Raw genomic sequence first — 18369 nt, 5'->3', positions numbered from 1 at the left:
GTGTTGTAGGTCGCGTTGTCGTTCTGGTATAATCTATTCACTGTGATGGCCACGATCAACTTCATCACCTTCGCCGCCTTCGGCATCGACAAGACGCTGGCCGAGGCACAGCGCCGTCGGGTGCGGGAATCGACCTTGCTGTGGTTCGCCGCGCTCGGCGGGACGCCGGGCGCCTATGTCGGCCGGGCCCTGTTTCGCCACAAGACGCGCAAGCAGCCGTTCTCCCGCCGGCTCCACGCCGTGGCCGCGTTTCAGCTCCTGCTGCTGGCCGGTGCCCTCGCCTGGGCCGTGACGCGATGAGCCGCGATCGGCGCGGCTAGGCCGCAGGCTACCGCCATTTTCCTACAGGCCGCGCCTCTGTCATGGTCGCCCCATGCCCGCCCGCCGCCGCCTCAGCCCCGCCTATCACTGGACCGACGAGAAGACGGTCGCCTTCATCGAGGCCCTGGCCGCGACCGCCTCGGTCTCCGCGGCGGCCGCGAAAGTGGGGATGAGCCGGCAATCGGCCTATCGCCTGCGCGCGCGGCTCGATCCGGAGTTCGCGGCGATCTGGGATGGCGTGGCGGTGCTGGCGCGTCGCCTGCACACCGCGCGCCGCAGAAGGTGACACGGCGCGGGCTTGCCCCCCTGTCACTTTTGTCACCTATGTCACTTTCGTCGCCTTGCGCGCGGCCCTAGCAAGGATCCGGCCCCCATGTTCCACGGCAACCTCCCGCTCGACATCGCCGAAGGCCTGCGCACCCTGCGCAGCCGCATCGAGGCCGCGGCGATCCCGCCCTCGAAGCTCGACGAGACGCTCAACGTCGCCACCTGGAACGTGCGCGAATTCGGCACCAAGCGGCGCAGTGCGGCGGCGATCCACTACATCGCCGAGGTGATCGGCCAGTTCGATCTCGTCGGCCTGGTCGAGCTCAACGAGAACCTGCAGGACCTGCAGCGCATCCTGCCGATCCTCGGGCCCTATTGGGACGTCGTCTATTCGGACGCGATCCGCGACTACGGCGGCAACTGGGAGCGGATCTGCTACCTGTTCGACAAGCGCGCCTGCACCTTCAACGGCATGGCCGCCCAGGCCTTCCCGCCGCGGGTCAAGAAGGGCGCCGAATACCTGCCCGAGACCTCGTGGTGGCGGCTGCCCTATGTCGCCGCGTTCAAGGCGGGCAATTTCGACTTCCTCGCCTTCACCACCCACGTCCGCTGGGGCAAGAGCGAGGCCGAGCATGGCGTCGAGATCCAGGGGCTGGCCAACTGGCTCGAGGCCAAGATCAAGAGCAAGTTCAGCGAGGACCAGGACGTCCTCGTCATGGGCGATTTCAACATTCCCGCGCGCGACCACCCGACCTTCAAGGCGCTGACCTCGACCGGGCTCAAGCTGCCACGCGCGCTGCTCCACGACGATTTCGGCACCAACCTCGCGCGCGACAAGCGCTACGACCAGATTCTCCACTTCGCCCGCTTCGACGAGAGCTTCACCGACAAGGGCGGCGTGCTCGACTTCTACAAGGGCGATCACAAGCCGCTGTTCCCCGACCTGACCAAGGACCAGTTCACCTACCAGATGTCCGACCACCTGCCGCTGTGGATCCAGATCAACACCGACATCGACGGCGCCGTGCTCGACCAGCTGATCCAGCGCAAGCGCGGGGGCTAGCGGGCCGGCGGGGGCGTCGCTGACGCGCCGAGTTTGGACGGTTTCGGACCAATCACGGGGGTTCCCGGATTGTGCGCGCGGAGCGATGCGGCATGCTTCCCCGGTCAGTGGGAGTGCAGCCGATGGGCGAAGGGACCACCAGGGATAGCATCGAAAAGGTCCGCATGGTCTGCGGCCAATGCGGCTCGGACGAGGTCACGCGCGATGCCTGGGCGGCCTGGGATGCCGAGGCGCAGCAATGGGCGCTGCGCGCGACCTTCGACTACGCCTTCTGCCACCACTGCATGACCGACGCGAAGATCGAGGAGGTGCCATGCTGAACCTGACTCCCATGCTGCCGCCCGCGCTGGCCCTGGCCGCGCTCCTGTCGACCCCGCCCGCCGCCGCCGCCGAGCCGCGCGCCGAGCCCGACGCAACCGTCGACGTCCGCACCGACGACCGGCGGATGAACGCCGCCAAGGCCAAGGCGCGGCGGACCCTGCCCAGCTTCCTCGCCGTGCTCGCCGCGCCGCCGGCGGGCGCGCGCGACCTCAGCTTCAAGTACCCGCTCGAGGGCTGGGAGCATATCTGGGTCGAGCAGGTCGTGCGCCGCGGCGAGAGCCTGACCGGGCGGCTCGCCAACAATCCGCAGGCGCGCGGCTATCGCCTGGGCCAGCGGGTCACCGTGCCGCTGAGCGCGGTCAGCGACTGGGCCTACCGCGACGGGGCCGGCGTGATGCAGGGCCACTTCACCACGCGGGCCTTGCTCTCGCAGCTCGCCCCCGACGAGGCGCGCCAGATCCGCGAAGCCTTCGGTTGGGCCACCCCGCGCCGACGCCTGTCGGCCGCCAAGCCGCCGCCCTGATCGCCGGCGCGGGGCATGCAGGGGCCGCAACGGGGCCGCGCGCCAGGGCAAGGTCGCTGCCCGGCGCCGCGGACGGCGGGGCAATGGGGATGGGCGCTCCGCCGGGATCGCTCCCTCGCTGCGGCCTCTGCGTGCCCCGCGCGGAGCCTATGGGCCCCGAGCGCCGCGCAGCGATTGCCTGGACGGGCAAGGGCGGGCATGGTCGGCACCGGCGGCGGGGAGGCCGCTGGAAACAAGGGGGAAATGCCGGATGCTCACCAACCAGGTCTCGATCTTCGTGCCGATGCTCGTCATCGTCGCGCTGACCTTCGCCGCCTTCCTCAAGATGGGCGCTGCGCGCGGCGCGGCGGTCAAGGGCGGCCACGATCCCAACTACTACAAGGCGCATCTGGGCACGCCCGAGCCCGAGCCGACCGTCGCCGCGGTGCGCCACTACGGCAACCTGTTCGAGCTGCCGACCCTGTTCTACGCCGCCTGCCTGACCGCTTTCGTGCTCGGCGTGGTCTCGACCTGGGTGCTGGTCTTCGCCTGGGGCTACGTCGCCGCGCGCGTGGTGCAGAGCGCGGTCCACGTGACCTACAACAACCCGGGCCACCGCGGCGGCGCCTTCGTGCTCGGCGTGCTGTTCATGCTCGCGCTGTGGGTGACGCTGGGCGTCGCGATCCTGGGCAAGCTCTGAACGCGGAAACGGCCTCGCGTCCGCACGCGAGGCCGTCGGTCCGGAGCTAAGGCTCGGTCAGTGCGTCAGCGGCGCCGGTCGCGGATGCATGAAGGCGAAGCGCTTCACCTGGCCGGTGATCAGGTGCTTGGCGAAGATCCGCCGCATCACTGCGCCGCCGTCGGGCGTGACCGCGACGACATGGGTGCCGCCCGAGGCGAGCGTCTCGATCGCGCTGATCTCGACCTCGGCCTTCGCGCAGAGCGCGACGACTTCGGCCTCGGGAAGCTGGACGTTCATGGCCCGGCTCACAGTGCCGCACTCCGCACGAGCGGCGTGCCGAAGGCACCGAGCCGCTGCTGGAGCTGGCCGATGCGCGAGGCGATGCCGTCGGCCAGGCCGCCGAGGCGGTGGCGCTCGGCGCAGTCGGGCGCGCTGTGAACGCGCATCACGGCGATCTGATGGCGGAAGAAGAGTTCGTTGAGGTCCACGGCTGGGCTCCCGGAGCGTAAGCGGGAGCGCGATGGTCTCTCGGCCGCGAGCGCCTACGAGGTCGAATGCGCGCGGTAACCTCGATATGGGGGCGAACTGCCCGAAAAGCAAGGCATTCCCCGGCGCGTCGCGGCGCGCCGGGGCAGGGGGATCAGCGGTAGTTGCCGGCCAGAGCGATCTCGGCGACGGGCTTGCGCGGGCTCGGCACTTCGCCGCCGCGCAGGCCTTCGGGGAGCCGCTCGGGCGCATCGCGGCGACCGATCGCGACCGCGGCTTCGAGCCGGATGTCGTCGGGCAGGCCGAGCTCGGCGCGCGCCTTGTCGAACTCGAGGCCGGTCATGCCGTGGGCATGATAGCCGAGCAGGCTCGCCTGCAGCGCCATCTGCGCCCAGGCCGCGCCGGCATCGAACGAGTGGCTGTAGAAGTCGGCGTGATCGTCCCCAGAGGCGTTGGCGTCCTTGCGGTGCTTGGTGTCCGAGACGATGAACACGAGCGCGCCCGCGTCCTTGGCCCACGACTGGTTGAACGGGATCAGCAGCGACAGGAAGCGGTCCCAGTTGGCATCGCCGCGGCGCGCGTAGAGGAACTTCCACGGCTGGTAGTTGAAGGCCGAAGGCGCGAGGCCGGCGGCGCCGAAGATCGCTTCGAGATCCTCGTCGGGGATCGCGCTCTCGTCGAAGGCGCGCGGCGACCAGCGGTCGACGAAGACCTGGTGGACCTTGGGATGGGCGGTGCGGGTGGTCATGGCGGAACTCCTGAAATTGAGCAGGGGGTGGCCCCTCCCCGCGGGGGAGGGAAAGGGGAGGGGCCGGGGGGGCTTCGTTAGGCCGCGTCGACGAGGACGATCTCACTGTCCTCGAGCGCGGTCAGCGTGATGCTCTCGACGCCGGTGACGGCAACGCCGTCGCGGGCATTCGCCTCGACATCGTTCACGCGGATCTTGCCCGTGGCGGGGACGAGATAGGCGTGGCGGTCGGCGGTCAGCGGGTAGGTGACGCTGTCGCCGGCCCTGATCGTCGCGCCGACGACGCGGGCGTTGCTGCGGATCGGCAGCGCGCCGTCGTCGCCCGCGATGCCCGAGGCGAGCGTGACGAACTTGCCGGCGCGGTCGTCCTTGGGGAAGGGCTGCGCACCCCAGCTCGGCTCGCCGCCGCGACCGTCGGGCAGGACCCAGATCTGGAACAAGGTCGTCTCCTCGTCCTCGAGGTTGTATTCGGCATGCTGGATGCCGCTGCCCGCGCTCATCACCTGGACGTCGCCCGCTTCGGTGCGGCCTTCGTTGCCGAGGCTGTCCTTGTGGGTGATCGCGCCCTTGCGGACATAGGTGATGATTTCCATGTCGCTGTGCGGGTGCGGCGGGAAGCCGGACTTCGGGGCGATGGTATCGTCGTTCCACACGCGCAGCCGGCCCCAGTTGGTGCGGGCGGGCTCGTGGTAGCCGCCGAACGAGAAGTGGTGGTGCGCGTCGAGCCAGCCGTGGTTGGCGGCGCCGAGGCTGGCGAAGGGGCGGAGTTCGATCATCTGCTGTCTCCTGAAGGAGTGAACCTGTTGAGGTGGAGATAGGCCTTGTCGTCCCTCGGAAGAATTGGGATAAAATCGGCCAAGATGTTCCAGAAAGTCGAATAGATGGATGTCGGCCAGCCTAGCCTCGATCAACTCCGCGTTTTCCTGACCGTCGCCGAGGAGGGCAGCTTCAACCGCGCGGCGCAGCGCCTCGGGCGGGCGATCTCGGTGGTCTCCTATGCGATCGGCCAGCTCGAGGGGCAGCTCGGCGTCTCGCTGTTCTCCCGCGAAGGCTCGCGCAAGCCGCAGCTCACGCCCGAGGGCCAGGCGCTGTTGGCCGAGGCGCGCGCCGTGGCGAACGACGTCGACGCGCTCGTCGCCAAGGTCCGCAGCCTGCAGCAGGGGCTCGAGTCCGAGCTGTCCCTGGCGGTCGACGTCATGGTGCCCGGCGATGCGATCGCGCGGATCCTGCGCGAGTTCCAGCGCATGTTCCCGACCGTGCCGCTGCGGCTCCACGTCGAGGCGCTCGGGGCGGTGGCGGCGCTGGTGATCGACGGGCAGGCCGATATCGCCATCGGCGGCCCGGTCGCGGCCGACTGCCCCGAGGTCGAGCGCCAGGCTATCGGCTCGGTCGAACTGATCCCCGTCGCCGCGCCGAGCCATGCCCTGGCGCAGATGCAGACGATCCCGCCGGGCGAGACGCGCAAGCATTTCCAGCTGGTGCTGACCGATCGTTCGCCGCTGACCGCGGGACGCGACTTCTCGGTGCTGAGCCCGCATTCGTGGCGGCTCGCCGACCTTGGCGCCAAGCACGTCCTGCTGCGCGAGGGGCTCGGCTGGGGCAACATGCCGCGTCACATGATTCTCGACGATCTGGCCAAGGGCGCGCTGGTCCATCTCGACGTGCCCGAGGGCCCGCGGTTCGACTTCCAGCTCAGCGCGCTGTGGCGCCGCGATCGCGTGCCGGGACCGGCGGCCTTCTGGATGCTCTCGGCCTTTCAGGATGCGCGTCTCGGCCAACCCTAGGGCACGCTTCGGCGAAACGTTCCTCGGCTCGTCGCTTCAAGCCTTCTCCCCGGCGCGTGGCGCTTGTGCCCCTGTCGGGCGCCGTGAAGGTCGTTCCGGGGGCAAGATGCAAGTTGGGACGGGTTCGCGCACAAATGTCGCTATTCAATAGGTTTTCTTTTTCGCCCTGCGATCTCGCGATCGATCTGGGCACCGCCAACACCGTCGTCTACGTCAAGGATGAGGGCGTGATCCTGGCCGAGCCTTCGGTCGTCGCGATCCAGACCATCAACGGCATCCCCAAGGTCATTGCCGTGGGCGCCGACGCCAAACTGATGCTCGGCAAGACCCCCGACAACATCAAGGCCATCCGTCCGCTGCGCAACGGCGTCATCTCCGACCTCGAAGTCGCCGAGCAGATGATCAAGCACTTCATCCAGAAGGCGCAGGGCGGACGCGGGCGTATGCGCTCGGGGCCCGAGATCGTCATCTGCGTGCCCTCGGGCTCGACCCAGGTCGAACGCCGCGCGATCCGCGATGCGGCTTCGAACGCCGGCGCGCGCAAGGTCTGGCTGATCGACGAGCCGATGGCTGCGGCGATCGGTGCCGACCTGCCCGTGACCCATCCGATCGGCTCGATGGTGGTCGACATCGGCGGCGGCACGACCGAAGTCGGGGTGATATCGATCGGCGGCATGACGCTGAGCACATCGGTCCGCGTCGGCGGCGACAAGATGGACGAGGCGATCTCCTCGCATGTGCGCCGTACGCACAACCTGATGATCGGCGAGGCCACGGCCGAGCGCGTGAAGAAGGAGATCGGCACGGCACGGATCGGCAAGTCGAAGCCTGCGATCAAGACCTTCATCAAGGGCCGCGATGTCGCCCGCGGCGTGCCGCGGGAGATCGAGATCAACCAGGCCGAAGTGCTCGAGGCCCTGGCTGAACCGCTCGGTGCGATCATCGAGATCGTGCGCACCGCGCTCGAAAGCACCGCGCCCGAGATCGCCGCCGACATCATCGACGCGGGCATCATCATGACCGGCGGCGGCTCCTTGCTCGCCGAGATCGACACGGTGCTTTCGAAGGAGACCGGGCTGCCGGTGCGCGTGGCCGAGAACCCGCTCGACTGCGTCGCGCTCGGCGCGGGCCGTGCGCTCGAGGATTCCTCTTACCACTGCGTTCTGCACGCGGCCTGATCTTCGGCTCGCGGAGCACCGTCGCGCGCGAACCTCCAGAACGGGGGTGATCCGCGTTGACGGTGCTGACTGCTTTGCCCATGCCGTCGGATCACTGATAGAAAACAGCGCGGAGTCGCCGGACGTCAGGGAGGTCGATGTCAGGAGACGGACATGGACGAAACCACGCCGCTGGGCAGCTGGCTGGACCGGATCGACCAGATCGCGCGCGAGCATCCCGATGTCACCGCGCTCATCATGGCGGGCAAGTCGCCGGCGAGCGGCCACCGCGAAGTTCTCACCTGGCGGGATATTGCCTGGCGCTCGGCGGGCGTGGCGCGCCTTTTCGCCGAACGCGGGGTGACGCTGGGCTGCACGGTCGCGATCCAGCTGCCCAATTCGGTGCCCTTCGTCCTCGCCGCGCTCGCGGCCTGGCGGCTGGGGGCCACAGTCGCACCGATCCGCTGGGACCTGACCGCGGGCGAACGCGCGCAGCTCGTGGCGATGGCGCATCCGGCGTTGATCGTCACCGAGGCGGGTATCGGCGAGGACGAGATCGCCGCAGCCGCGATCGCCCAGGCCGCGCCGGTCGATCCCGCGAGCCTGCCCTGCTCGCTGATCGCCGCGCCGGCCTGGATGACCGCGTCGGAGGCTCTGAGCACCGCGCCGACCTTGATCGCCCCGAAGGTCACCACCGCGCTCGGCAGCGCCAGCGGCATGGGTCTGGTCGGCGGCCGTTCGAGCTTTGCCGACAACACGCACCACCGCCATCCGGTGCATCTCGTCTGCACGCCGCTCTATCACATGCAGGGTTTCGCGCTGCTGTTCCGCGCGCTGACCGAGGACTTCCGCGTCATCGTCATGGAGCGCTTCGAGCCCGAGCAGTTCCTCGACCTCGTCGAGCGTGAGCGGGTGAATTTCGTCGCGCTGGTGCCGGCGATCACGGTGCGTTTGCTCAAGAGCCCGACGATCCAGGATCGCGACCTGACCTCCATCGAGAACGTGATCCTCGGCGCCGGCGCCACACCCGACTGGGCGATCCGCGCGCTGATCGAACTGACCAGCCCCGAGACGATCAAGCTCGGCTACGGCATGTCCGAAGGCGTCGCCGCCGCCTTTCTGCGTGGCGACGAATGGCTGCAGCATCCGGGCAGCGTCGGCAGGCCGAGCGGGGTCGAGACCCTGGTGGTCGATGCCGAAGGCCATACCGTGCCGCCGGGCGAGGAGGGCGAGCTGTTCTTCCGGCCGCTCGGCGGCACCGGCGACAGCTTCAAATATGTCGCCGAGGACGAGACCCATCGGCTTCCCGGCGGCTGGACCTCGAGCGGCGACCACGGCCGCGTCGATCTCGACGGCTATCTCTACATCACCGATCGTGGCGACGATGCCTTGGCCAGCGGTGGCAATGTCTTTGTCAGCGAGGTCGAGGCGGCGTTGCTCCAGCACTCGGACGTTGCCGACGTCGCAGTGATCGGACTGCCCGATCCCGAGTGGAACCGCCGCGTCCACGCGATCGTCCAACTCCGGCCGGGGGTCGACGCTGCCGGCATGGACACCGCACTACGCGCCCACGCCAAGCAGCATCTGGCCGCGCACAAGGCGCCCCAGAGCTACGAATACGTGGCGGAATTGGCATCTGCCGAGGCCGATCGCGAGCGGGCGGGCGCGAAGGAGGCACGGTGACGCGCAACACCGCGGATTGCACCGCACCGATGGCGCTGCTGCTGGGCCGCCTCTAGCCGACCGTCTGGGCTATGCGATCGTCGCGCAGCTTGCCGCGGCGAACCTTTCCGGCCTCGTCGCGCAGGGGCTGTCCGGTGAACTCCACCGCCCGCGGCAGCTTGTAGGCGACCAGGCGCTCGGCCGCGAAAGCGATCAGCGCTTCGGCGTCGGCATTCGCGGCGTCCTCCAGTCGCACCACCGCATGGACGCGCGCGCCGAGATCGTCGTCGGGCAGGCCGATGACCACGGCTTCGGCGACGGCCGGATGCTCGAGCAGCGCGCCCTCGACTTCGGCCGGATAGACGTTGTGCCCGCCGGAAACGATCAGGTCGGTGCGCCGGTCGGCGATGTAGAGATAGCCGTCGTCGTCGACCCAGCCATGATCTCCGAGCGATTCGAAGCCATCGTCGAGCCGCCGCGGTTCGGCACCGACGTAAGCGTAGCTCGGCGCGCCCGCGCCGGCCTTGCGCATGAAGATCTCGCCGATCTCACCCGCTGGCAATCGTGCACCGTCCTCGCCGCGGATCAGCAGTTCGCCACCCGCGGGCCGGCCGACCGAGCCTCGGTGCGCGAGCCATTCGCTGCCGTTCAACTGGGTCGTGCAGAAGCCTTCGGTGCCGCCGTACATCTCCCAGATCCGCTCTGGACCGAGCCAGTCGATCCAGAACCGCTTGAGCGAAGCGGGGATCGGCGCCGCCGTGTGCCAGACCGTCTCGAGCGAGGACAGGTCGTGCGCGAGCCTGGCTTCCTCGGGAAGGCGCGCAATCCGCTGCATCATTGTCGGTACGAGGCTGACCCATTGCACGCGATACCGCTCGACCAGCGCGAGGAATTCGGTCGCATCGAACTTCGCCATGCCGACGACCGAGGTGCCGTGCATCAGCATCATGTGGGTCATCGCGAAAGGGAAGTTGTGATAGAGCGGCGCGGGATTCAGCATGACCCCGTCGGCGGGCATGGCGAGGCCGCGGAAGCCGTCGTCCATCCGCGAGCTTAGCGCGTCGACGATCAGCTTGGGACGCCCCGTCGATCCGCCCGAGGTCATCGCCTTCCAGTGCGGCGCTTCTTTGCTGGCCAGCGGCGAACCATCGGCATGGTCTCGGCCGAAATGCTCGGGCAGGGCGCCCAGTGCGGCCTGGAGCGCGGGATCGGCTGCGACCACCGCGCGCGGCTCTGCCAGCGCGACGATCGCCTCGAGCTCGGTCGCGGGCAGGCGGGGGGAAACCACGGTCGGCGTCGCGCCGAGCTTCCAGAGCGCGAAAGTCCATTCGTACAGGGCATTGGCGTTGGGCAGCGCGAGAACCACACGATCGCCCTGCGATACGCCCTGGCCGGTCAGCGCATGGGCGCGGCGCAGCGCGCGCTCGGCGAGTTCGCCCCAAGACAGCACTGCGTCGCCATGGCGCAAGGCCCAGCGGTCGGTGCCGAGGCGCGCGGCATTGCGTGCGGGCACGTCTCCGAGCAGGACTTCGGCCACCTTTCAGCCCTCTGTCTTGGATGCAGCCAGCGCGGCTTCGAGATGCCGGCGCACCGATTCGGGCAGCTTGGTCACGTCGATCGGAAAGCCGTGGAGCAGCATGTTCTGCAGGTGGCCGATCTGGTGGTTGGCGAAAGCGGCCTTCATCGCCGCGCCGCGGCCCATCGCATCCTGCGCGGTGTTGATCGAATCCTTGATGAGCTTGAGCGTGAAACGATCGGTCCGCGCGATCTCCTCGGCGAGCGCCAGCGCGCGATCCTGGAGGTCGGCGCGCGGCACCACCTCGTTGACCATGCCCGCGGCGGCGGCGGCATGGGCCGACAGCCAACCGCCGGTGAACAGGAACTGCTTGGCGCGGCGCACGCCGAGCTCGAAGGGATGGTTGAAGAATTCGACCCCGGGCACGCCCATGTCCGAGCCCGTGTTGTCACGGAAGCGCGCGTCGTCGGCTGCGACGATGATGTCGGCCATCCACATCAGCATGAGCCCGCCCGAGATGACGCTGCCCTGGACCGCGGCGATCACCGGCTTGGGTGCATTGCGCCAGCGCTCGGTGATCTCGAGATAGACCTCGCGCTCGCGCGCATACATGCCTTCCCAGCCCGGCCCGCCATACTGGCCCCAGAGCGTGACGCGCTCCGCTTCGGCCGCGGCTGGGGCTTCGGACATCGACAGGTCGTGTCCGGCGCTGAAATGATCGCCCTCGGCCGCGAGGACGATGACGCTGATCGAATCGTCCTGGCAGGCGCGGCGCATCGCCGCATCGAGCTGGTAGGTCATCACCGTGCCCTGGGCATTGCGCTTGTCCGCCCGGTCGAGAACGATGCGCGCCACCTTCGGGAACGGCGTTTCGTAACGGATCTGCGGCCCATCTGCGATTCTGGCGGCGGTATCGGCCATGGTTCTCTCCGTGCGGCTCTGGATCGGCCCCTTGCGTCCGCGCGACCATATCGGTGACGGCCCGCGCGGCAAGAATGATCTCGCGAATGAAAAACAGGCAAAACGGCCCTTGCGCCCGAGGCAGGTGCTGGCTAAAGGCCTGCCCCTGCCGAAGGCAATGTCCGGGGGCACGCCGCTTTAGCTCAGCCGGTAGAGCACATCATTCGTAATGATGGGGTCAGGTGTTCGAGTCACCTAAGCGGCACCACCTGTCCGTTCGCCAGATACCGCGAACGGTTGAGAAAACCCCGGAAATTCGCTAGATTTAGCCCAGGCCTGACCGCCTGGGTTCACTCCCATTCGCCCGCATTCGGATGAAATGGGGGCCGGCGTGGGGGCCTTTCGGTAGCGCCGAAAACGGAGGCCCCCAATGTCACTGACCGACACCGCGATTCGCACGCTCAAGCCGCGAGAAAAGCCCTACAAGGCGGCCGACGAAAAAGGCCTCTATCTTCTCGTGACTCCGGCCGGGGGGCGGCTTTGGAAGCTGAAATTCCGGACCTTGGCCGGAACCGAGAAGAAGCTATCGTTAGGGACATATCCTGAAATCAGCCTGCGGGAGGCGCGCGGTCGCCGTGATGAAGCTCGCAAGCAGCTTGCCAACGGGATCGATCCGGCTGAGCAGAAGCGCCAGGATATCCGGGCAGCGAAGATCAGCGCCGCCAATACCTTCAGTGCTGTCGCAGAGGCCTTCATCGCCAAGAACGAACGCGAGGGTCTGGCGGCTAACACCATCATCAAACGCCGCTGGTTCGTGAAGATCCTTCAAAAGTCGCTCGGCAATCGCCCCATCTCCGAGATCAAGCCATACGATGTCCTCGAAGCCGTCCGGCCTTTCGAGGCTGCGAAGAACGATGAGAAGGCGCACCGAGCTCTGCAATTCGTCGGCAGCGTTTGCCGTTTCGCAGTGGCCAATCAGCTCGCGCTCGTCGACCCTACGCGTGATTTGCGCGGCGCGCTCGCGCGGCCGAAGCCCAAGCACTTGGCGGCTATTCTCGATCCCGACAAGGTCGGCGAACTGCTACGCGCGATGGACGGCTACGAAGGGCAGGGGCTGTCGATTACCCGAATCGCGCTGCAACTATCTCCTTACGTGTTTGTGCGGCCGGGTGAGCTTCGCCGCGCGGAATGGCGGGAGCTCGATTTCGACAGGGCCATCTGGCGAATCCCGGCTGAAAAGATGAAAGCGCGGCAGGAGCACGTCGTCCCGCTCTCGAAGCAAGCAATACGGCTGTTCAAGGTGGCGCAGAAGCTCACGGGCGGGGGCAATTACGTTTTCCCTTCTATCCGCACGTCCACTAAATCCATGTCGGAAAACACCGTCAATGCAGCGCTCCGGCGACTAGGCTTCTCCGGTAATGAGATGACAGCCCACGGATTTCGGGCGATGGCGAGCACTCTGCTGAACGAATCTGGAAAATGGTCTGCCGATGCGATCGAACGCGCTTTGGCGCACAAAGATCGCGACAGCGTACGATCCGCGTACCATCGCGGTGCGCATTGGAGCGAGCGCGTCGAGATGGCGCAGTGGTGGGCGGACTACCTCGACGGCTTGAAAGCGAACGTCGCCGTCGCGGCCTAGCAGCAGATCCTGCAAACCACGGCATAAGGCTCCTCGACCATCTTGACCGGCAGCTTCTCAGCCATGTGCTGGCCATAACGGCGCCTACGGCTTCGAGATGCTTCGCAATTCCCGCATCTCCGAACCAGAAGAACCTTCACTCTTTCGGGAGGCGGCGCCCTAGCTCAAATCCGAGCATACCCGGGGCTGTAAAATCATCGCGAAAGTAAGGCTGCGGCTTCGCGGACTGGATCGTTGCGGAAGCTTTCGGGTTGTTGACAGTCATCCAGGCTAACTGCACTGGCGCGAGGCATTCTTCTCGAATGTCGCGCTGCTACTAACACGACCCGTTGACAGCGCGAACCTCAAAGCCCTCGCTTCGGCGGGGGTTCTCTTTTTTGGGGTCAAACAGGCCCGTCAGCTTTTCGCGCGCTTGCGCTCCAAAAAAGAAGGGTGCCTGGCTGGAGATGCAGGCACCCTCGAGCAGGGAGCTGGCCACACGGGATCAAAGGCGTGACCTGCTTGCAGCAGCGGTCGTAGCGCCCCGTGGTTAACAAACCGCTATTGCGACGCGCGATGGCTGTCGCGAGTATAGCGCTCCGCGAACTTGGACCTTCGGTGTTTCGTCCGTGGAGGTGCGGGCCCGGTCACGGCTGACGCCGAGCCCGCGATCCGCCCCTAGAGGCATCATCGTTAATACCGGGTTGCCGATCGCTTTCGCAATTTGGCGATCCCGGCGGCTAACCCATTTTGAAACAGCGCAAAAATATGCCGTTCAGCCGTTTCATAGCATGCGTTAAAAAGACTTCGGGAAATGTCGAGGTCGTAGTGGAATCATTCGTTTTTGTTGAGGGCTCATCAGCCGATGGGATCTTGCGCTATCACGTTCGCCTGCTGAAACATGGCGCGGTCAGTGATTTAAGTGAGCATAGCACCTTTGCCGAAGCCCAGGAGGCCGCGAACCGCATCAACTCTGAAATGGACGATAAGGCGGCGGGCGAAGACGACGCGTAGCGGCCAGTTGCGTTGCTAGCCGGCGACGCCATAGACGTTGCCATCCTCCTTGGGGATGCCCAGCACATCGAGGAGGCGGTTGCAGGATCCGATCAGCTCAATAGGCGACTCGATCGGGAAGTCGACATGGCCATCTTTCAGAGCCACCTCATCGTCCTCCTGGTCGCGGATCTGACAAGGCGGGGGAGCTTGGTCAGTTTTCCTATCTGCGCGAACTGGCGCATCCTCAATCGGTGTCATCGCCCTCGTTGTCGCCGACAGCCGCTCCAATCGTCGCCGTCCGTATTGCAGGATCACCGGCATTTGCCAAAAGAATGTCCGGCTCGCGCATCGTCTTCAGTACCGCGACCGCCATCGCCAGGTAGTTGAACCATTCAGCGTCAATCTCGTCGGCGACCGAAGTCTCAGCCTTCGGCGTTGATGCTTAGGTGCTCTGCGGCGATGACCCGGGCAATCCGCTTTACGGCCGTCAGTTCGGATACGGGCATCGGCTAGGCCTTCATCGCCTTGGCGGCGGCGTCCAGGGCTTCGCGGCTATTGCCGTGCTGTTTGATCAGCTTCTCAGCCAGCTCGATCGATATGTCGTGCGTGTCAGCGAAGTGGCGAACTTCGTACGGCTCGCCCCGCGCAATGAATTTCCGGTCGCGGCCCTGCTTGGTTTTGTCGTCAGACATTGTGCGCTCCTTCATCCATCCAACAGAGCAGCAATCGAGCAGTTCCGGGATCGCCTGACTCTTCACGGCGGTCCCGACGACCTCTCCACACATGCAACCGGAAACACCAGAGCGAGAAAGCCGTTTCGACATGGCTGCGCGAAGACGATGTGCTCGGCGAACCGACTTCACCGATCGGCCCGGCGAGCTATTTCCCGCGGTCCAGAAGACCGCACGCCAAAGGCTTGATGGTGACGCTTAGGTCTAATGCGACCGAATGGCGGCCCTGTGGACATTCAGATCACCATGCCCAGGCTCTTAGACGTGGGCGCGCTCGATATGGTACTATATCCGTCGCATGACCCCCGCGGGTCCGCATGGGCGGCGTCAGCCGTCGCGAGGGATTGGCACGTGCTCTATCGAGAACCCAATTCGTTACTCAAAGAGTAGGAGTGTCTTGCAGGGTCCACTCCGCTCGCGGGCCGCTCCGCTCCCACACTTCATAGGGTGGCGTCTTTGCCCGTAGCAGGTGGATGTCCCCCAAGTCAGAGGCGGCCCAATTCTGGTGCCCCCCTTTGCGGGCTTTCACCCAAATCTCATTCAGTTCGACTTGAGTCACGGCGTGCCCTCCCCCCGAGTCGCGCCCCTAATCATTCTCTCATTCTGCTGCTTGAACAACGCCTTTCCGCTGAAGCGGGCCTCAAAATTGAGGAAGCCCTCGCGCTTGAGCGCGTTGCGAATTTTCCCAACTCGTTCGGCAGTTGCCTTCGCGAGTCAGTTTAAATGCGGGGCGAATGGATCATGGTAAGGACGTGCATCCTTAGTCAACGGGATCTCAGGCCAGGCGTACCGCGTAGGATGCGAGCCTTGAAAACGGCTACGACCAAGCGTGCGACAGAAGCGTCGAGAGCCTCCAGCATTAACGCCTTGATAACCATAATCGTCAATTCTAACGCCATGAAACTCAACGCGAAATCTGATCCCAGTGCCTCGCAATCAGTTTCCGCGAGCATTCTCGTCGTAGAGGACGATTTGCTCAACGGCTTCCTGATAGAGGAGACCCTCCATCTTGCCGGTCACCGCGTGTTAGGGCCAGCAAAGACCGTTCCCCGTGCCCTGGCCCTCCTGGAAAGCTGCCAAGTCGATGCGGCAATCCTGGATCTGCAAATCCAGGATCAGACTTCGCTCCTCGTTGCGCGGCGGCTCGATGACCTCGGGATACCTTGGGCCTTTACCACCGGCCACTCTAGCGCGGAAATTCCCGCCCAGTTCGAGCATATCCCGGTGCTCAAGAAGCCGTTTTCGATTAACAACCTTCTAGAGCTAACGTCTGATGCTTTAGGCCGCCGTCGCGGGTTCAGTTGACTCAGTAATTTCCGGTCTTTCCGGTCTTTCCGGGCCGAACGGCACGGCGAGCCTGTGATCCATTCATCTGATTCGGATGGCCCTACGACGTGACCGATGACCAGCGGGTGGAAGGCCATTCCGGCTTAGAACGTTGGAAGCCGTATTTCCCCGAAACTAAAGCTGACGCTGACTGTTGCTCTGCCGCCCGGCGTAATTTCCACTTGCTCGAGCGATAGATAATGCCCGGCGGAAGAGGGGGAAAAAGCAAGAGCGAGGGCTAAGGGGGGCAGGGCGCCTTTCTCCTGCTCGGGCAATTGCTGGTACTTCGCGCCTACGGAAGACCACCAGAACTGGTCCTGCGCTTCTCGAACAGATCCAGCGCTAGCGAGCGGAAGGTGGGAGGTCATTTGCCTTTCCTCGGCCAACACGCGACCCAACCCGATCCCTGCTCTCGAACTTGCCAGCTCTTGGTCACTAACCGCGTCAACGAAGGCTGGAGGAGCCACGAGAGGAATCTCCGGAACGCCCCATTTCAGAGCCATAATCAGGGTGAATGACATGGGCATTTTGGCAGCCTTCCAAGAGCGGAGGCGCACGAATACCTTGAACAATTTAACATCTTGCTGCGGGGAGGGACGAGGTGGCCGTGCCCACGGATATCGGCGCTGCAACAAGCGTCGGCACGGCCGCCAGGTCTGTAGTCCCGGGCTCGACCTCGGGTTCGCGTTACCCGCGATATACGTCTCAGGTCAGTGGGCTCGGCCGCGCGCAAACTTGATACGATATTGAAAAGCCATAACTTCATCTGTTGCCGCCCGAAGAATTCCCAGGCAGGTTCGATCCTTGAACCAGGAGCTACTCATGCGCATCACGATGATCGGATCCGGTTATGTTGGGCTCGTTTCAGGAGCCTGCTTCTCGGATTTTGGTCACGACGTGACCTGCGTCGACAAGGACGAGGCCAGGATCGCAGCCTTGAACGCGGGCGAGGTGCCCATCTTTGAACCGCGACTCGATCATCTCGTCGCCGGCAACGTCAAGGCCAAGCGCCTGTCCTTCACCACCGACCTGGCCGCCGCGGTGCGACAGGCCGATGCCGTATTCATCGCCGTGGGCACGCCATCGCGTCGTGGCGACGGCTATGCAGACCTCTCCTATGCCTATGGCGCCGCGCAGGAGATCGCAGAGGCGCTCGACGGCTTCACCGTCATCGTCAACAAGTCCACCGTACCCGTCGGCACCGGCGACGAGGTTGAACGCATCATCCGCGAGACAAATCCCAAGGCCGAATTCGCGGTGATCTCGAACCCCGAATTCCTGCGCGAGGGCGCCGCCATCGCCGACTTCAAGCACCCCGACCGGATCGTCATCGGCGGCGAGGACGAGCGCGGGCTCGAGGTCATGCGCGAGATCTACCGACCGCTGTTCCTCGGCGGCAAGTCGCCGCTGGTCGAGATGAGCCGTCGCGGCGCGGAACTGACCAAGTATGCGGGCAACGCCTTCCTTGCGACAAAGATCACCTTCATCAACGAGATCGCGGATCTCTGCGAGAAGGTCGGCGCCGACGTGCGCGAGATCGCGCGCGGCATCGGCCTCGACAACCGCATCGGCTCGAAGTTCCTCAACGCCGGCCCCGGCTATGGCGGCTCGTGTTTCCCCAAGGATACGATCGCCCTGCTCAAGACCGCGCAGGACTTCGAAGCGCCGCAGCGCATCGTCGAAGCCGTCGTCGCGGTGAACGACAACCGCAAGCGCGCGATGGGCCGCAAGGTCATAGCCGCGGCGGGCGGCGACGTGCGCGGCAAGCGCGTCGCGATCCTGGGGCTGACCTTCAAGCCCAACACCGACGACATGCGCGATTCGCCGTCGATCGCGATCATCCGCGCGCTGCAGGATGCCGGTGCGACGATTGCCGCCTGCGATCCAGAAGGCGTGGATCAGGCGCGCAAGGTGCTCGACGACGTGATCTTCACCGACGATCCGTGGGAAGCGATCGAAGGCGCGGTTGCTACGGTGATCGTTACGGAATGGAACGCTTACCGTGCGCTTGATCTCAAGCGAATGAAAGCGCTGCAGGAAAAGCCTGTTCTGGTTGATTTACGCAACGTCTACGATCGCAGCGCAGCCGAGGCAGCGGGAATGAATTATCACGCCATCGGCAGGTGATATCCGCGAAGCCTCGCGCCCAGCTGACATCCTGTTGGAATTCGCACTTTCCCTCAAGCTTGGTCTGGGACACAGCGATAGGCTCACAGTACGGGTTGCATAGCAAACTCCGGCGTCTCGAAATGGGATGTTGATGGGATGGCCTCGTGTTGTAGAAGC

General features: G+C 65.5%; 23 protein-coding genes and 1 tRNA gene. 15 read left to right on the top strand and 9 right to left on the bottom strand.

Annotation, left to right across the window (positions count from 1 at the left end; translation table 11 throughout):
- Positions 1–45 precede the first annotated feature (45 nt).
- The 6 genes from WG901_RS08865 to WG901_RS08840 all read left to right on the top strand — a co-directional run bounded on the left by WG901_RS08865 (position 46) and on the right by WG901_RS08840 (position 3174).
- Positions 46–300 carry a DUF1294 domain-containing protein gene (locus WG901_RS08865; RefSeq protein WP_339586704.1) on the top strand — a complete coding sequence of 85 codons (255 nt, stop codon included), beginning with the start codon at positions 46–48 and terminating at the stop codon, positions 298–300.
- A gap of 73 nt (positions 301–373) precedes the next feature.
- Entirely contained in the window at positions 374–607 is a 234-nt protein-coding gene (locus WG901_RS08860) for a hypothetical protein (RefSeq protein WP_339586703.1), read from the top strand.
- Positions 608–694: 87 nt separating this feature from the next.
- On the top strand, positions 695–1651 hold the full coding sequence (locus WG901_RS08855; RefSeq protein WP_339586702.1) for an endonuclease/exonuclease/phosphatase family protein: 957 nt from the start codon (positions 695–697) through the stop codon (positions 1649–1651).
- A gap of 122 nt (positions 1652–1773) precedes the next feature.
- Complete coding sequence (locus tag WG901_RS08850) at positions 1774–1971, top strand: hypothetical protein (RefSeq protein WP_339586701.1); 198 nt, start codon at positions 1774–1776, stop codon at positions 1969–1971.
- Complete coding sequence (locus tag WG901_RS08845; RefSeq protein ID WP_339586700.1) at positions 1965–2495, top strand: YegJ family protein; 531 nt, start codon at positions 1965–1967, stop codon at positions 2493–2495. The genes WG901_RS08850 and WG901_RS08845 overlap by 7 nt, the downstream gene beginning before the upstream one ends.
- A gap of 250 nt (positions 2496–2745) precedes the next feature.
- A complete protein-coding gene (locus WG901_RS08840) occupies positions 2746–3174 on the top strand; it encodes an MAPEG family protein (protein ID WP_339586699.1) in 429 nt (142 codons plus the stop codon).
- Between the two features lie 57 nt (positions 3175–3231).
- Here WG901_RS08840 and WG901_RS08835 read toward each other — a convergent pair whose 3' ends face one another.
- The 4 genes from WG901_RS08835 to WG901_RS08820 form a co-directional block, all read right to left on the bottom strand.
- Entirely contained in the window at positions 3232–3453 is a 222-nt protein-coding gene (locus WG901_RS08835) for a hypothetical protein (RefSeq protein ID WP_417602606.1), read from the bottom strand.
- 8 nt (positions 3454–3461) lie between these two features.
- The gene (locus WG901_RS08830; RefSeq protein ID WP_339586697.1) at positions 3462–3644 is read right to left on the bottom strand and encodes a hypothetical protein; all 183 of its coding nucleotides are present in this window, start codon (positions 3642–3644) and stop codon (positions 3462–3464) included.
- A 152-nt stretch (positions 3645–3796) separates the two neighbouring features.
- Positions 3797–4390, bottom strand: coding sequence for a nitroreductase family protein (locus WG901_RS08825; protein ID WP_339586696.1), 594 nt, complete (start codon positions 4388–4390; stop codon positions 3797–3799).
- 77 nt (positions 4391–4467) lie between these two features.
- The gene (locus WG901_RS08820; protein ID WP_339586695.1) at positions 4468–5166 is read right to left on the bottom strand and encodes a pirin family protein; all 699 of its coding nucleotides are present in this window, start codon (positions 5164–5166) and stop codon (positions 4468–4470) included.
- Between the two features lie 105 nt (positions 5167–5271).
- Between WG901_RS08820 and WG901_RS08815 the strand changes: the two genes are divergently transcribed.
- The 3 genes from WG901_RS08815 to WG901_RS08805 all read left to right on the top strand — a co-directional run bounded on the left by WG901_RS08815 (position 5272) and on the right by WG901_RS08805 (position 9014).
- Positions 5272–6174, top strand: a complete 903-nt coding sequence (locus WG901_RS08815; RefSeq protein WP_339586694.1) for a LysR family transcriptional regulator — start codon at positions 5272–5274, stop codon at positions 6172–6174.
- 134 nt (positions 6175–6308) lie between these two features.
- A complete protein-coding gene (locus tag WG901_RS08810) occupies positions 6309–7352 on the top strand; it encodes a rod shape-determining protein (protein ID WP_339586693.1) in 1044 nt (347 codons plus the stop codon).
- Positions 7353–7505: 153 nt separating this feature from the next.
- Positions 7506–9014 carry a class I adenylate-forming enzyme family protein gene (locus WG901_RS08805; RefSeq protein WP_339586692.1) on the top strand — a complete coding sequence of 503 codons (1509 nt, stop codon included), beginning with the start codon at positions 7506–7508 and terminating at the stop codon, positions 9012–9014.
- A gap of 52 nt (positions 9015–9066) precedes the next feature.
- Here the strand turns inward: WG901_RS08805 and WG901_RS08800 are convergent, their stop codons facing one another.
- Positions 9067–10530 (bottom strand): AMP-binding protein, encoded by a 1464-nt coding sequence (locus WG901_RS08800; RefSeq protein WP_339586691.1) that lies wholly within the window; start codon positions 10528–10530, stop codon positions 9067–9069.
- Positions 10531–10533: 3 nt separating this feature from the next.
- Complete coding sequence (locus WG901_RS08795) at positions 10534–11430, bottom strand: enoyl-CoA hydratase (protein ID WP_339586690.1); 897 nt, start codon at positions 11428–11430, stop codon at positions 10534–10536.
- Between WG901_RS08795 and WG901_RS08790 the strand changes: the two genes are divergently transcribed.
- The 4 genes from WG901_RS08790 to WG901_RS08775 all read left to right on the top strand — a co-directional run bounded on the left by WG901_RS08790 (position 11429) and on the right by WG901_RS08775 (position 14044).
- Positions 11429–11611: a hypothetical protein gene (locus tag WG901_RS08790; protein ID WP_339586689.1), complete on the top strand. Its 183-nt coding sequence runs from the start codon at positions 11429–11431 to the stop codon at positions 11609–11611. The two genes, WG901_RS08795 and WG901_RS08790, sit on opposite strands and share 2 nt — an antisense overlap.
- Positions 11602–11677 (top strand) — tRNA-Thr (locus tag WG901_RS08785). Before WG901_RS08790 ends, WG901_RS08785 begins: the two co-directional genes overlap by 10 nt.
- 162 nt (positions 11678–11839) lie before the next feature.
- Complete coding sequence (locus WG901_RS08780; protein ID WP_339586688.1) at positions 11840–13051, top strand: tyrosine-type recombinase/integrase; 1212 nt, start codon at positions 11840–11842, stop codon at positions 13049–13051.
- 729 nt (positions 13052–13780) lie between these two features.
- Complete coding sequence (locus tag WG901_RS08775; protein WP_339586687.1) at positions 13781–14044, top strand: hypothetical protein; 264 nt, start codon at positions 13781–13783, stop codon at positions 14042–14044.
- Positions 14045–14059: 15 nt separating this feature from the next.
- Here the strand turns inward: WG901_RS08775 and WG901_RS08770 are convergent, their stop codons facing one another.
- Both WG901_RS08770 and WG901_RS08765 read right to left on the bottom strand, forming a co-directional pair.
- Positions 14060–14347: a hypothetical protein gene (locus tag WG901_RS08770; protein ID WP_339586686.1), complete on the bottom strand. Its 288-nt coding sequence runs from the start codon at positions 14345–14347 to the stop codon at positions 14060–14062.
- Positions 14348–14535: 188 nt separating this feature from the next.
- Positions 14536–14718 carry a DUF3606 domain-containing protein gene (locus WG901_RS08765; protein ID WP_339586685.1) on the bottom strand — a complete coding sequence of 61 codons (183 nt, stop codon included), beginning with the start codon at positions 14716–14718 and terminating at the stop codon, positions 14536–14538.
- A 936-nt stretch (positions 14719–15654) separates the two neighbouring features.
- Here WG901_RS08765 and WG901_RS08760 point away from each other — a divergent pair.
- Complete coding sequence (locus WG901_RS08760; protein ID WP_339586684.1) at positions 15655–16062, top strand: response regulator; 408 nt, start codon at positions 15655–15657, stop codon at positions 16060–16062.
- Positions 16063–16187: 125 nt separating this feature from the next.
- Here WG901_RS08760 and WG901_RS08755 read toward each other — a convergent pair whose 3' ends face one another.
- Positions 16188–16451, bottom strand: a complete 264-nt coding sequence (locus tag WG901_RS08755; protein WP_339586683.1) for a hypothetical protein — start codon at positions 16449–16451, stop codon at positions 16188–16190.
- Between the two features lie 454 nt (positions 16452–16905).
- On the opposite strand from WG901_RS08755, the gene WG901_RS08750 reads away from it, so the two are divergent.
- Entirely contained in the window at positions 16906–18210 is a 1305-nt protein-coding gene (locus WG901_RS08750) for a UDP-glucose dehydrogenase family protein (protein ID WP_339586682.1), read from the top strand.
- The last annotated feature ends 159 nt before the right edge of the window (positions 18211–18369 follow it).

The sequence above is a fragment of the Novosphingobium anseongense genome (assembly GCF_037482895.1).
In the GTDB taxonomy this organism is placed as follows: domain Bacteria; phylum Pseudomonadota; class Alphaproteobacteria; order Sphingomonadales; family Sphingomonadaceae; genus Novosphingobium; species Novosphingobium anseongense.
Note: the sequence above shows the minus strand (reverse complement) of the source record. Positions and strands in the feature narration are given on the sequence as shown.